Origin of the sequence: Streptomyces sp. NPDC093111, from assembly GCF_040683955.1 — a bacterium.
Taxonomy (GTDB): domain Bacteria; phylum Actinomycetota; class Actinomycetes; order Streptomycetales; family Streptomycetaceae; genus Streptomyces.
In genome coordinates this window covers 308645-323204 of sequence record NZ_JBFBNW010000011.1, presented here as the reverse complement: position 1 = coordinate 323204, position 14560 = coordinate 308645, and the positions used below count along the sequence as shown (strand labels likewise).

Annotated in this window: 11 protein-coding genes and 1 pseudogene; 11 read left to right on the top strand and 1 reads right to left on the bottom strand. The window is 74.4% G+C overall.

The genetic code is table 11. The features are described 5' to 3' along the window. Positions 1-192: 192 nt before the first annotated feature. The 11 genes from AB0Q96_RS21370 to AB0Q96_RS21320 all read left to right on the top strand — a co-directional run bounded on the left by AB0Q96_RS21370 (position 193) and on the right by AB0Q96_RS21320 (position 14199). Positions 193-1521 (top strand): D-arabinono-1,4-lactone oxidase, encoded by a 1329-nt coding sequence (locus tag AB0Q96_RS21370; protein WP_365327653.1) that lies wholly within the window; start codon positions 193-195, stop codon positions 1519-1521. Between the two features lie 12 nt (positions 1522-1533). Then, complete coding sequence (locus AB0Q96_RS21365) at positions 1534-2898, top strand: carboxylesterase family protein (protein WP_365327651.1); 1365 nt, start codon at positions 1534-1536, stop codon at positions 2896-2898. A gap of 70 nt (positions 2899-2968) precedes the next feature. Next, entirely contained in the window at positions 2969-3490 is a 522-nt protein-coding gene (cpt, locus tag AB0Q96_RS21360) for a chloramphenicol phosphotransferase CPT (RefSeq protein ID WP_365327711.1), read from the top strand. A 253-nt stretch (positions 3491-3743) separates the two neighbouring features. Beyond that, a complete protein-coding gene (locus tag AB0Q96_RS21355; protein WP_365327650.1) occupies positions 3744-4568 on the top strand; it encodes a tetratricopeptide repeat protein in 825 nt (274 codons plus the stop codon). 175 nt (positions 4569-4743) lie between these two features. Continuing rightward, complete coding sequence (locus AB0Q96_RS21350) at positions 4744-5733, top strand: esterase family protein (protein ID WP_365327648.1); 990 nt, start codon at positions 4744-4746, stop codon at positions 5731-5733. A 13-nt stretch (positions 5734-5746) separates the two neighbouring features. Continuing rightward, complete coding sequence (locus AB0Q96_RS21345) at positions 5747-7282, top strand: peptidoglycan DD-metalloendopeptidase family protein (RefSeq protein WP_365327646.1); 1536 nt, start codon at positions 5747-5749, stop codon at positions 7280-7282. Between the two features lie 11 nt (positions 7283-7293). Further along, positions 7294-8763, top strand: a complete 1470-nt coding sequence (locus AB0Q96_RS21340; protein WP_365327644.1) for a hypothetical protein — start codon at positions 7294-7296, stop codon at positions 8761-8763. A gap of 91 nt (positions 8764-8854) precedes the next feature. Continuing rightward, positions 8855-10882 carry a family 43 glycosylhydrolase gene (locus AB0Q96_RS21335; protein WP_365327642.1) on the top strand — a complete coding sequence of 676 codons (2028 nt, stop codon included), beginning with the start codon at positions 8855-8857 and terminating at the stop codon, positions 10880-10882. Positions 10883-11035: 153 nt separating this feature from the next. Continuing rightward, positions 11036-11833, top strand: coding sequence for a serine/threonine protein kinase (locus AB0Q96_RS21330; protein ID WP_365327640.1), 798 nt, complete (start codon positions 11036-11038; stop codon positions 11831-11833). Positions 11834-11840: 7 nt separating this feature from the next. After that, entirely contained in the window at positions 11841-13283 is a 1443-nt protein-coding gene (locus AB0Q96_RS21325) for a serine/threonine-protein kinase (protein WP_365327709.1), read from the top strand. Positions 13284-13389: 106 nt separating this feature from the next. Continuing rightward, on the top strand, positions 13390-14199 hold the full coding sequence (locus AB0Q96_RS21320; protein WP_365327638.1) for a polysaccharide deacetylase family protein: 810 nt from the start codon (positions 13390-13392) through the stop codon (positions 14197-14199). Between the two features lie 6 nt (positions 14200-14205). Here the strand turns inward: AB0Q96_RS21320 and AB0Q96_RS21315 are convergent. After that, positions 14206-14463: pseudogene (locus tag AB0Q96_RS21315) on the bottom strand (EF-hand domain-containing protein); the annotation flags it as partial. Positions 14464-14560 lie beyond the last annotated feature (97 nt).

Here is a 14560-nt window from a genome sequence, read left to right as displayed (position 1 = left end):
GGTGGCCGGCAAGGCAGCTCCCCCTGTCTGAGGACGGGCGTCTTCGGTCCTGCTGGGGCGCCACCTTCTCTCGGTCACCCGTCCAAGTCAATGCTTCAGGACGCTTGACTTGGACGCTTGACCGAGTTCAGTCTTCCGTCGACCGCGCCCGGTACGGCGCGGACCGCCGATCCCTGCGAGAGGACCCCGGGCATGACGAACGTGGCGGGCACGTGGAGCAACTGGTCGGGCAGCGAACACGCCACCCCGGTACGGGTGGTGCGCCCTGCCGACGCCGGCGAGGTGGCGGCCGCGGTGGCCGCCGCCGCACGCGGCGGGAGCCGGGTGAAGGCCGTCGGGGCGGGCCACTCCTTCAGCCCCGTCGCCGTCGCCCCGGACGTCCAGCTGCGCCTGGACGGGCTCGCCGCGCTGGAGTCGGTGGACCGCACGACGGGCCTGGTCACCGTGGGTGCCGGCATGCCGCTGTGGCGCCTCAACCCGCTGCTCGCCGAGCACGGACTCGCCCTGGAGATCCTCGGCGACATCGACCGCCAGACCATCTCGGGCGCCATCTCCACCGGCACCCACGGCAGCGGCACCCGTTTCGGGGGCATCGCGACCCAGGTGCGCGCGCTGGAGCTGGTCCTCGCCGACGGCACCCTCGTCAGCTGCTCGGCCGAGGAGCGGCCCGAGCTCTTCGCCGCCGCCCGGGTCGGCCTCGGCGCCCTCGGCATCCTGACCCGGGTGACCCTCCAGTGCGTCCCGCTCTTCGCGCTGCACGCCCGGGACGAGACCAGGCCGGTCGCGGAGACCCTGTCCCGCGTCCACGAACTGGCCGACACCAACGACCACTTCGAGTTCTTCTGGTTCCCGCACAGCGGCACCACGCTGACCCGCAGCTTCCGCCGGCTGCCCGGCGACACCCCGCTGACCCCGATCGGGGAGTTCTCCCGGCGCCTCGACGAGACCGTCAGCGGCACCGGCTTCGACCTGCTCAACCGGCTCGGCACCCGCGTCCCGGCGCTCGTCCCGCCCATCACCCGGTTCGCCGCCCGGGCCATGTCCGCCCGCGAGTGGACCGACCTGTCGTACAAGGTCTTCGCCTCGGTCCGCGACGTACGGTTCCACGAGGGCGAGTTCGCCGTCCCCCGGGAGGCCGCCGTCGACGCGCTGCGCGAGATCAAGCGCTGGGTCGACCGGAGCGGCGAGCCCGTGTCGTTCCCGCTGGAGGTCCGCTTCGCCGCGCCCGACGACATCTGGCTCTCCACCGCGTACGGCCGCGAGAGCTGCTACATCGCCTTCCACCAGTACCACCGCATGCCCCACGAGCGGTACTTCAGGGCCTGCGAGGACATCCTCGGCTCGTTCGGCGGCCGCCCCCACTGGGGCAAGATGCACCAGCTGGACGCCGCCACGCTGCGCACCCGCTACGAGCGCTTCGACGCCTTCACCGCCGTACGGGACGAGGTCGACCCGACGGGAGTCTTCGCCAACGCCTACCTGGACCGGGTCCTGGGTCCCGCGCCGAAGTCCGAGAGGTAGCACACTGGGCGGGTGACGAGGGAAGACACGAACGGGAACACGACGGTCCTGGCGATCCGCCAGGGGAGCCTGCGGGGCACGACGGACGGCGGGGTGACCGCCTTCCGCGGCATCCCCTACGCAGCCCCACCGGTGGGACGGCTGCGCTTCCGGCCGCCCGCCGCGCACCCCGGCTGGCCGGGCATCCGGGACGCGACGCGGCCCGGACCCTCCGTGCCCCAGGGGCCCGGACGGCTCGCGGCGGTCATGGGCGCGCGGACGCCCGACGGGGACGAGGAGGGCTGCCTCAACCTCAACGTCTGGACCCCGGCCGGAGCCGTCGGCACCGACCGGCCGCGCCCGGTCCTGCTCTGGTTCCACGGCGGCGGCTTCGCCTCCGGCTCCGGCGGCTGGGACTGGTACGACGGCGCCCGCCTGGCAGCCGCCGGGGACATCGTCGTGGTCACCGCCAACTACCGGATCGGGCCGCTGGGTTACCTCCACCTCCCCGAGGCGGGCGCGGACAACCTCGGCGTCCGCGACCAGGCCGCGGTCCTGCACTGGGTACGGGACACCATCGGCGCCTTCGGGGGCGACCCGGACCGGATCACCGTCGGCGGCCAGTCCGCCGGCGCGTACTCCGCCCTCGCCCTCGCGCTCGACCCGGCGACCGGCCCGCTCGTCCACCGGGTGGTCCTGCAGAGCGGCCCCTGGAGCCTCCGCCCGCAGGCGCCCGAGGTCGCCGCCCACGCGGCGGACCGCTTCCTCGCCCTGCTCGGCATCGAGCGCGACGAGCACCTCGCCAAGTCCCTGCGGGACGTCCCCGTCGCCGACCTCCTCGACGCCTACGGGCGGGTCGCGGCCGAACTGGCCCGTCCGGGCGACGCCGCCCCGCCGATGTACCCCGTCCTCGGCGGCTTCGGCCACCGGGCCGACCGGCCCACGGCCCTCGCCGGCGGAGGGCTCGCGGGCGGAGGGCTCGCGGGCAAGGGCGTCCTCGTCGGCAGCACCACCCACGAGGCCACCGCCTTCCTCGGGCCCGACGCCCCGGCCGACCTGGTCGCGGCCGTCACCCGCGCGGCCTTCGGGGAGGGCGTCGACACCCTCGCGCGGGAGTGCGCCGCCCACGGCACCCCGGCCCACGTCTACCGCTTCGGCCGCGTCTCGACGGCCGTGCCGGGACTCGGCGCACCGCACTGCGCCGACCTCCCCTTCGCCTTCGACCGCCTCGACGCGTACGCGACGGCGCCGATGCTCGGCCCGGTCGACGCCGGGGACCGGGAGCTGGCCCGCTCGTTCAGCGGGGCACTGGCCGCGTTCACCGCCACGGGCTACCCGGGCTGGCCGGCCCACCGCCCCGGCGTCGAGCCGTATGTGCGGACGCTCGGCGGGAACTGAGCCCCGGCGCGCCGAAATCCGTTTCCCGGCGCGTGCGGACGGGGCCTACCGTGGCGCGGTGACCACACAGATGATCATCCTCAACGGCGGCTCCAGCGCGGGGAAGTCCGGCATCGTGCGCTGCCTCCAGTCGGTGCTCCCGGACACCTGGCTCGCGTTCGGCGTCGACTCCTTCGTCGACGCGCTGCCCGCCCGCATGCAGGCGTCCGACGAGGGCCTGGAGATCGGCCCGGACGGCGGCGTGAGCGTCGGGGCGGAGTTCCGCCGACTGGAGGCGGCCTGGACGCAGGGGATCGCCGTCATGGCCCGCGCCGGGGCCAGGATCATCGTCGACGAGGTCTTCCTCGGCGGCGCCGGGTCCCAGCGGCGCTGGCGCGAACACCTCGACGGGATCACCGTGTTGTGGGTCGGCGTCCGCTGCGACGGCGAGGTCGCGGCGGGCCGCGAGATCGCCCGGGGTGACCGGATCCCGGGCATGGCCGCCCTCCAGGCGGGGCAGGTGCACGAAGGCGTCGCCTACGACCTGGAGGTGGACACCACGCACACCGAGTCGCTGGAGTGCGCGCGGCGGATCGCCTCGTACGTCCGGTGACGGTCCGGCGGTCTGGCGGGCTGGCGGTCCGGGGGCTGGGGGTCTGGCGGTGCGGCGGTCCGACGGCGTGACGGTCTGGCGGTCCGGCGGACGGTCCGTGTGAGGGACGGCCGGACCTCCGGCGCAGGGTCAGGACGGCCGGAGGCTCAGGACAGGGGGCAGGACGGCCGGATGCTCGGCACAGGGTCAGGACGGTCGGACGCCCAGGACCGGGTCAGGACGGCCGCACGTCCGGCGCGAGGGAGGAGAGACGGTGGATGCCACGGAGCAGGCCGCGCGGGGGGCCTTCGAGGAAGGGGTGCGCGACCGGGCCGAGGGGCGGGTGGACGCCGCCCGGGCGGCGTTCGACCGCGCGGCCGACAGCGGACACCCCGACATCGGGCCCATGGCCCTGGCGAACCTGGCCGTCCTGGAAGCCCAGGCCGGCCGCACCGCGCAGGCCCGCGCCGCCTTCGAGCGGGCCGTCGCCACCGGTCATCGCGACCACGCGCCCCAGTCCCTGTTCAACTACGCGATCTTCGAGCAGCGCCACGGCGAACCGGCGCACGCCCGCGCGCTCTACCGGCGCGCCGTCGACAGCGGGCATCCCGAACACGCCCGCAAGGCCCTGCTCAACCTCGCCAACCTGGCCGCCGAGGAAGGCGACACCGACGAGGCATGCGGCCTCTACCTGCGCGCCATGGAACCCCCGTTCCTCGGCGACACCGCCCACCGGGCGCACCGGCGCCTCGTCGAGGTCGCCCCCGGCCGCCTCGCCGAAGGCCGCGAGGTCTACCTGCGGGCCCTCACGGACGGGGACGCGACGACCGCCGCCCAGGCCCGCACGCTCCTCCACGACCTCGACCCCGGCCACCTCCTGCCCGGCGAAGGGATCACGCTCGGCGGCCGGAGCTTCGACCCGGCCGACATCGAGTCCGCCGAATGGGCGACCGGACGCCGCCCCTCCTACGGCAGCGGCCACCTCGACGTGTACACCCACGACGGCGCCCTGCACACCGTCTTCCTCGACCTGCGCGACCCCCACGACCGGCGCGGTCACGAGGCGCTGCGCAGGCTCCTGGGGCCCGACCACCTCTGAGACGGCGGGACGCCGGGGACCTCCGGGACCCGTCCGGCGACGCGTGCCGGACCGACCCCTAGCCCAAGCGGCCGCGGCTGTCAGTCCGTAAGGTTCCGGATTCATCGCCGGCGGACGCGCCGCTACCTTCCAAACGCCCAGCGCTGGGTACCGTCGCGTCTACCAGGAGGTCACGTTGACCGCGCACCACCCCACTCGCAGGAGCATCCTCAAGTCCGCCGGCGGAGTCTCCGCCGCCCTGGCCCTCGGCGCCGGGGGCGTCCTCGGCTCGGCCTCCTCGGCCGCCGCGGCCGGCGACGGCTTCGGACTGCGGATCGTGGACCGCAACGAGAGCGACTACCGGATGTGGTACTACCGCTTCGCGACCGACGCGATCGGCTGGAACCCCGGGGTCAACGTCCTGCTCCCGGACGACTACCACACCAGCGGACGCACCTACCCCGTCCTGTACCTCTTCCACGGCGGCGGCACGGACCAGGACTTCATCACCTTCGACCGCGAGGGCGTCCGCGCGTGGACGGCCGGCCGGCGGCTCATCGTGGTCATGCCCGACGGCGGGCACGCCGGCTGGTACTCCAACCCGGTCAGCTCCAACGTCGGCCCGCGCAACTGGGAGCACTTCCACATCAACCAGCTGCTGCCCTGGGTCGAGGCCAACTTCCGCACCTTCGCCGAGTACGACGGCCGCGCGGTCGCCGGCTTCTCCATGGGCGGCTTCGGCGCGCTGAAGTACGCCGCCAAGTACTACGGCCACTTCGCCTCCGTCAGCGCCCACTCCGGCCCGGCCAGCCTGCGCCGGGACGGCGGCCTCGTGGCCCACTGGGCCAACGCCTCCTCCGCGGCCCTCGACCTCGGCGGCGGCACCATCTACGGCGCCCCGTTCTGGGACGAGGCCCGGGTGAACGCCGACAACCCGGTGCAGCGCATCGAGAGCTACCGCAACAAGCGGGTCTTCCTCGTCGCCGGCACCAGCCCCAACCCGGTCAGCTGGTTCGACACCGTCAACGAGACCCAGGTCCTCGCCGGCCAGCGCGAGTTCCGCGCCGCCCTCGACAACGCGCGGATCCCGCACGAGTCGTACGAGCTGCCCGGCGGTCACTTCATCCGCCGCGACATGATGCAGCGCGACATCGACGGCATCGTCGCGCGCCTGCGCAAGGCCTGACGGGAGCCCTCTCGTGCTGCTCCGTCTTCCCCGGCGCGCCCTGCGCGTCCTGCTCGCGGCGACCGCGGCCCTCGCGCCCGGACTCCTCGTGACCCCGTCGGCCGCGGCCCAGCCCGCCGCACCGGCCGCCGCCCGGACCGCCGCCTCCACCGGGGCCTGCCCGGCCGAGGGCCCGGTCACCCAGGGGTACCACTCCGGCCACAACGGCGTGGACATCGGCAACGACATCGGTACCCCGATCTACGCCATCGGCGACGGCGAGGTGACGCACTCCGGATACGCCGACGGCTACGGCCAGTGGATCCGCATCCTGCACCCCGACGGGCGGATCTCCGAGTACGGGCACATGTACCAGCGGTTCGTGGCCGTCGGCGAACACGTCACGGCAGGCCAGCGGATCGCCCTGATGGGCAAGGAGGGCAACTCCACCGGCCCCCACCTGCACCTGCGGATCTGGGGCGACAGCTCCACCTCGTACGGCATCGACCCCGAGGTGTACCTCGCCGAGCACGGCGTGACCCTGCCGTGCGTCCCCGGCGGCATCCCGCAGCCCAGGCCCCTGATGTACCCGGTGGAGTCCGGCCGGGTGGTCTCGGCCCGCTCGGCCGACGGACGCCTGGAAGTGTTCGCGGCCGGCGCCGACGGCGTCCACCACGCCTGGCAGCTCGCGGCGAACGCCGAGTGGTCCGCTTGGGAGCCGCTGGGCGGCCCCGGCAACGCGGAGCTCGCCATCGCGCCGAACGCGGACGGGCGCCTGGAGATGTTCGCGATCAACGGGAACACCTTCATGCACCGCTACCAGCTCGCCCCCTCGGGCACCTGGTCCGGCTGGGAGCCCTTCGGCGGCGGCGGGCGCGACATCGCCGCCGGCGTCAACGACGACGGACGGATCGAGGTCTTCGCCTCCGGCCCGGTCGGGATCTTCCACAAGTACCAGACCGCGCCCAACGCAGGCTGGTCCGAATGGGAGTCCGCCGGCGGCGGCCCCGCCGACGCCCGGGTGGACATGGAGAAGGCCCCGGACGGGCGCCTGGAGGTCTTCGCCCTCAACGGGAACACCTTCCAGCACCTGTTCCAGACCTCCGTCAACGGCGGCTGGTCGGCCTGGGAGAACTTCGGCGGCGGTGGGCGCGACCTGACCGTCGACCACAACCAGGACGGTCGGATCGAGGTCTTCGCCTCCGGCCCGGTCGGCGTCTTCCACAAGTACCAGACCGGCCCCACCACCTGGTCCGGCTGGGAGGCCACCGGCGGCCCCGCCGACGCGCAGCTCACCAGCGAGCGCACCGCCGACGGCCGGGTCGAGGTCTTCGCCATGAACGGAAGCGTCGCCCAGCACCTGTGGCAGAACGGGGTCAACGCCCCCTACGGCCAGTGGGAGAACTTCGGCGGCGGCGGGACCGAGGTCACCGCCACCAGCAACGCCGACGGACGCATCGAGGTGTTCGGCACCAGCCAGGCCGGCGTCTACCACAAGTGGCAGACCGGGTACACGACGTGGTCCGACTGGGCCTGGGTCAACAACGGCCCCGGCCCCGCGGTCAGCTGAGGAGACAGCAGGTGAGAACCGGACAGCGCTCCCGAAGAGCGCCCCAGCGCGCCGTCCTGTCGGCGTTCGCCTCGCTGCTCCTGGCGGCGGGCATCCTGACCGGCGTCGCCTCGCCGGCGCAGGCCGCTTCGAGCGACCTGTGCGCCCAGGTCGGCTACAACGCCGGATTCCGCGGCGACGGCCTGGTCACCGCCGTGGCCGTCGCCCTCGCGGAGTCCAGCTGCGACCCGTCGGCGACCAACGTCACCAACAACACGCCGCCGTCCCGCGACCGCGGCCTGTGGCAGATCAACGACTACTGGCACCCCGAGGTCGACGACGCCTGCGCCTACGCCGCCCAGTGCAACGCGAACGCGGCGTTCACCATCTCCAACGGCGGCACCAACTGGCAGCCCTGGTCCACGTACAACGCCGGCGTCCACCGGCGGCACCTGGACGAGGCACGCGCCGCGGTGGACCGCCTCGGCCACCCCGGCCCCGGGCCCGCCCCGGTGGTGTACCCGGCGGAGTCCGGCCGGGTGGTCTCGGCCCGCTCGGCCGACGGACGCCTGGAGGCGTTCGCGGCGGGCGCCGACGGCGTCCACCACGCCTGGCAGGTGGGCGTCAACGGCGCCTGGTCCGACTGGGAGGCCCTGGGCGGCCCGGGCGGCGCAGAACTGGCGATCGCGCCGAACGCGGACGGGCGCCTGGAGATGTTCGCGATCAACGGGAACACCTTCATGCACCGCTACCAGCTCGCCCCCTCGGGCGCCTGGTCGGGCTGGGAGCCCTTCGGCGGCGGCGGGCGCGACATCGCGGCCGGCGTGAACGCCGACGGGCGCATCGAGGTCTTCGCCTCCGGCCCGGTCGGGATCTTCCACAAGTACCAGACCGCCGTCAACGGCGGCTGGTCCGAGTGGGAGGCCACCGGCGGCGGCCCGGCCGACGGACGCATCGAGGTGGAGAAGTCCCCCGACGGACGCCTGGAGGTCTTCGCCCTCAACGGGAACACCTTCCAGCACCAGTACCAGACCGCCGTCAACGGCGGCTGGTCGGCCTGGGAGAACTTCGGCGGCGGCGGGCGCGACCTGACCGTCGACCACAACCAGGACGGGCGGATCGAGGTCTTCGCCTCCGGCCCGGTCGGCGTCTTCCACAAGTACATGACCAGTCCGACCAGCTGGTCCGACTGGGAGCCGACGGGCGGCCCCGCCGACTCCCAGCTCACCAGCGAACGCTCGCCGGACGGCCGGGTCGAGATCTTCGCCATGAACGGGAGCGTCGCCCAGCACCTCTGGCAGAACGGGGTCAACGCCCCCTACGGCCAGTGGGAGAACTACGGCGGCGGCGGCACCGAGGTCACCGCCGCGACCAACGCCGACGGACGCATCGAGGTGTTCGGCACCAGCCAGGCCGGCGTCTACCACAAGTGGCAGACCGGCTTCGCGACGTGGTCCGACTGGGCCTGGCTCAACAACGGGCCCGGCCCCGCCGTCAACTGACCCGCCCCCCCCGCGACCGGCCGGGCCCGCCCTGAGCGGCCCGGCCGGCCGCGGGACCCCACACGGGGTCCCGCCGATCAGGAGAAGAGCCATGCACCCCATCAGCAGACGCGGGCTGCTGCGCGCGACCGCCGCCGCCGGCGCCCTCGCCCTCCCCGGCCTCGCCCCCACCGGGGCCGCCGCGGGAACGATCCCGCCCCACCGGTGGATCGGCGCCGGCCCCTTCACCCACGTCTACGACCCCTCGGTCCCCGGGCGGCGCCGCTACCTCAACGACCACACCCTGATCGGGGCCGACGGCCGCTGGCACGTGTTCGGCATCGTCGGCGACAGCGCGGCACCCGGCCACGCCCCGGACAGCGCGGCGGAGACCGCCTTCGCCCACGCCTCCGCCCCCGGCCCGTACGGCCCCTGGACCGGCCACGCCGACGCCCTGACCCTCGACCCCGGCTACCACGGCGAGGAACACCTCTGGGCACCGCACGTCATCGAGTCGGGCGGCACCTACTGGATGTTCTACGCCGCCGGCGGCGTGGACGGGGCCGCGATCAACCTCGCCACCTCCACCGACCTGTCCACCTGGACCCGCCTGCCCACCGGCCCCCTCTTCCGGGGGCGCGCCGCCCGCGACCCGATGGTGGCGCGGATCGGCGGCCGATGGGTCATGTACTACACCGAGGTGTCCGCCACCGACGGGCGGCACCTCGTGTGCCACCGCAGCTCCGACGACCTCGTCCACTGGAGCGGGCCCGCCGTCACGTACGCCGACGAGACCACCGAGTCCACCGGCGTCTCGGTCACCGAGTCGCCCTTCGTGCTCGAACAGGACGGCTGGTACTACCTGTTCATCGGCCCCCGGACCGGCTACGAGGGCACCGACGTCCTCGCCTCCCCGGACCCCTTCCGCTTCACCCTCGACGGCTACGCCGGCCACGTCCCCGGCCACGCGGTCGAGGTCGTCACCGACGGGACCGAGCGCTACGCGAGCGCGGCCGGCTGGTTCGGCGACGGCCTCTACCTGGCGCCCCTCCGGTGGCGGACCACCCCGCCCTCCTGGCAGAGCCCGGACAACCCGGCCGTCTCCCTCGACGTCGACGGGCGGCTGAACGTCTTCGCCCTCGCCGCGGGCGACCGCTCGATGCTGCGGCGCGTCCAGCTCGACCCGGCCGACGACACCTGGTCCGACTGGGAGGAGTTCGGCGGCCCCGCCGGGGCGGTCCCCACCCTCGGGCGGGACGCCGACGGACGCCTGGAGGTCTTCTCGCTCGCCCCCGGCGGCGTCAACCTGCACCACCGGGCGCAGCGGACCGACGGCAGCTGGTCCGACTGGGAGGAGTTCGGCGGCCCGGCCGCGGCGGCCCCCGCCGTCGCCCGCGACGCCGACGGCAGGCTGGAGGTCTTCGCCCTGAGCCCCGACGGCGCCGTCGTCGCACGCCGCGGGCAGACGACGCCCGGCTCGGCCGGCTGGGACCCGTGGGACGCGGGATTCGGCGGGCCCGCGGGCGCCCCGCCGGTCGTCGCCGCCAACGCGGACGGGCGCCTTGAGGTGTTCCTCCTCGCCCCCGGCGGCGCCGCGCTCAGCCACCGGTGGCAGCTGGCGCCCGGCGGCGGCTGGTCCGCCTGGAGCGCCTTCGGCACCGCCGCGGGCAACGCGCCGCGGGTGGCCCGGGACGGCAGCGGCCGGCTGACCGTCGCCGCCCTCGCCCCGTCCGGCGTGGGCTCCTTCCACCGGCGCCAGTCCGTCCCCAGCGGCGGCTGGGACGCCTGGCAGCCGCTGTTCGGCTGGTCGGCCGCGGCCCCGCTGCTCGTCCCCGGCGCCGACGGCCGGCTGGAGGCGTTCGCGCTGGCCCCCGGCGGCGCCCGCCTCGACCACCGCTGGCAGACCTCCTCCGGCGGCCCGTGGGCCACCGCCGAGGAGTTCGGCGAGCCGGGGGTCGTGCTCGCCGCCACCCCGTCCGCCGCCGCCGACGCCACCGGCCGCGTCCACCTCTTCGCGGTCACCACCGACGGAAGGATCCGCACCCGCGTCCAGGCACGGCCCAGCGGAGGCTGGCAGCCGTGGACCGCCTTCGGCGACCGCGCGGTCGCAACGCTCCGGTCGGGCGCACCCGCTCCCTGACACTCCGTCACGAACCGGACGAGCGGGGAGAACCCGCACGTGTGGACCGTGTGGAGGCCCGCCGAAGTGGCCGATGCCACTCGGTGCATCACCGGTTGCAACCGGTAACGTTCGGTGTGTCGGGCAGTGGTCGGCACGCGGGACGGGGGAGCGGTGAGCGGGATTGTCATCCACCTGCCGCAAGGCAGTGGCGGGGGCGTGGACGGGGAGGCCTGCGGCGACGCGGTCACGCTGAGGCTCGGGCCCGGGCAGCGGGCCCGGTTCGGGCGGGGCTCCTCCAGCATGCCCGTGGAGCTCCGTCTCGCCGACGCGGCGATCTCCCGGCTGGCCGGTGAGATCCGGGCGACCGACGACCACTGGCAGCTCAGCAACCACAGCACCACCCACAGCTATCTCGTGGAGAACCCGGAGGGCGCGGGCGAGTACCTGCGCGTCCCGCCGCGCCGCGCGGGCGCGCCGATCCCGTTCGAGTTCTCCCGGGTGGTGCTGCCCACCCGCCGCGACACCACCGTCTTCTTCCAGGTGTTCGCGCCGGACCACATCTACCTGGACCCGCGCGGCATGGGCGGCCTCGGTGAGAGCCGCACCCTCACCGCGTACTCCCTGGACGAGACCGCCACGTACTTCCTCGTGCTCGTCGCCCTCTGCGAACCGTGGCTGCGCGACCGCTCGCCGGTGGCGGTGCCCACCACCCCGCAGGTCGTCGAGCGGCTCCGCGGCCACGCCGCCTGCGTGCGGCTGACGGCCCGCGCGGTCAGCTCGCACATCGACTACCTCGCCGACGAGAAGTTGCGGATCGGCGTCCCCGGGGCGGCGGACACCGGTCGCACGGACCGCAGGAACGGCAAGCGCGAGGCGGTGGTCGGCCTCGCCCTGAAGTTCGGCATCGTCCGCGAGGAGCACCTCGCGCTGTTGCCGCCGGGCGCCGAACCAGCCGAGCGGGGACGGTAGGGGCGTGGTGCGGGTGGACCAGCGGTCCGTCTCGTGGGGGAGCGGGCGGCCGGAGCCGCTGCCCGAGGGCTGCCGGGTGGGCGACTGGGTCGTCACCGAGCCGATCGGCTCCGGCGGCTGGGCGACCGTGTACGCGGCCCGGCCGGCCGACCCCGGCGGCGGGGCGCCCGAGGAGGTCGCGCTCAAGATCATGCCCACCGCCGGGCTGGCCCCGCGCCAGGCCCGCGACGTGGCCGAGGCCGCCGCGCGCGAGGTCGAGCTCGGCCGCAGGGCGGCCCACCCCCGTCTGGTGCGGCTGCTGGACTCCGTCGTCCTCGGCGCGTGCGAGGACCCGGCCCTGGACGGAGCGATCGTCCTGGTCATGGAGCGGGCCCGGTGCAGTCTGCGGGAACTCCTCGACGCCGGGGTGGGCGAGGCGGAGGGGGCCCGGCTGATCACCGGGATCTGCGAGGGCCTGGCCCATCTGCACCGCGCGGGCTGGGTGCACACCGACCTCAAGCCCGAGAACATCCTCATCGCCGGGGACGGCTCGGTGAAGCTCTCGGACTTCGGCTTCGCCATCGAACTGACCGGCACCCACGGCTACACGCCCCCGATGGGCACCCTGGACTACCTCCCGCCCGAGCGCGGACGGGAACCGCTCGGCGAGCGGGGCGTGCGGGTGCGGCCCAGCGCCGACGTGTGGGCGCTCGGCATCGTCATCCACGAGGTGTTCGCCTCCGGCGCCTCGCCCTTCCCCGGCGCGACCCCGGCCGCGCGGACCGCCGCCGTGCGCGAGTACGCGGAAGGGCGCGCCCCGTTGCGGATGGACAACGCCGTCCCCGCGTTCTGGCGCGAGCTCGCCGCCGACTGCCTCGCCCCCAGCCACGAGGCGCGCGCCGCCCACACGGCCGAGAGCCTCCTGGACCGGATCGCCGGCCGCCCCGCCCCGCGCGGGCGGCGCACCTGGGGCGGGCGCGGCCGGTCCCGGGTGGTCGGCGCGCTGCTCGCCGTCGGCGTGTGCGCGGCGGTGGGCGCCGCGCTCTGGGCGTACACCGGGCGTGAGGGCGGTGGATCGGGCGGGCCGGGTGTCGAAGGCCCCTCTCCGATACGGGTGTTCAACGCCGAGCGTGGCTGTCAGGGCCGCAAGGACCGCGAGCGTCAGTGCAGTCTCGGCCTGGCGATCGACCCGCTGCGCCCCTACACGGCGCAGAACGTGGTGCCGACGAGGGTGTGGCACGGCGACGTCCTGGAAGCGGAGTGCCGGCTGCCGGACGGGCTGCCCGTGATCGACGAGGAGGACCTGACGTCCACGGTCTGGTTCCGGATCCGCCTCCCGGTCGCGGGTGCCTCCACGACGGCCTGGCTGCCCGCCGTCCGCACCAAGGACCGGCCGGAGCTGCCGAGATGTCCGCGCCCGCATACCACGCCGACGGCACCGGCCTCGTCGGCGGGGGCCCACCGGGCGTGATGACGAAGATGTGACATTCGCGTCCGATATGCGTGAAACCTTCCGGCGGTCTCGTCCGTCCTCCCTTCTGGGATACGGTCAGGAACCTACGGGGAGTGGGCATTCCATGGGAGAGAAGCGCAAGTACACCACGCACATAGCCGTGGTGGCGTCGGCGATCGGGCTCAGCCTGGCGGCCTGGGGTGCCGCCGCGCTGACGGACCCCGAGGCGGCCGCCGGCGCGGGCGCCGCACCGGGCGCGAGCGCGCCCGCGGGGCGGGAGGGGGAGACGGGCAAGGGTCCGGCGCAGGTGCACCCGGAGAAGGTGCCCGAGGGGATCGCGCACGCCGCGGAGGCGGGCGGCAAGGCCGTCAACATCACGATAGACGACGGTCCCGACCCGCGATGGACGCCGAAGATGCTGGACATCCTCAAGGAGAACGACGTCAAGGCCGTGTTCTGCATGGTCGGACCGCGGGCCCAGGAACACCCCCGGCTCGTTCGACGGATCGTCGCCGAGGGCCACAAGCTCTGCGACCACACCATGGACCACGACACCTCCATGGACAAGAAGTCCGTCGCCTACCAGAAGCGCCAGATCCTGGACGCGAAGAAGATGATCGAGGACGCGGCCGGCGGCGCGAAGGTCGAGTACTACCGGGCACCGGGCGGCGCCTTCACCCCCGACAGCCGCAGGATCGCCGCCGCGGCCGGCATGCGCCCGCTCGGCTGGAACGTCGACACGAAGGACTTCGAGCGGCCCGGCACCGCCTCGATCGTCCGCACCGTCAAGAACGAGCTGTCCAACGGCCCGACGATCCTCTTCCACGACGGCGGCGGCGACCGCGCTCAGACGGTCGCGGCCCTGGACCAGGTCCTGCCGTGGCTCAAGCAGCAGGGCCGCACCTTCAGCTTCCCCGTACGGACCACCCCCTGAGGAACCTCACCAGCCGAAGCGGCGGTCGACCAGGGCCGCGAACTCCTCGAAGCTGAGCACCCGGTCGCCGTTCTGGTCGGCCTGGTCGAACAGCGCCGACGCGGCCTCGTCGTCCCCCACACCCCAGACCGGGATCACTCCCTGGGCGGCGAGCGTCGGGCCCTTGGCGCGCAGCGCGCCGATGACCTCGACCCGCGTCAGGGTGCCGTCCTGGTCGAGATCGAGCGCGTCGAAGAGGATCCGGGCCTTGTCGCTCATCGTGTGTCCTGTCCCTACGGGGGGTGCGCCCGCTGTCCTGGGCCCTGCGTGGTGCTCCTGCTGTGGGGAAGGACGCCGAAGGTGCCCGCGAAGTTGCCTCCCG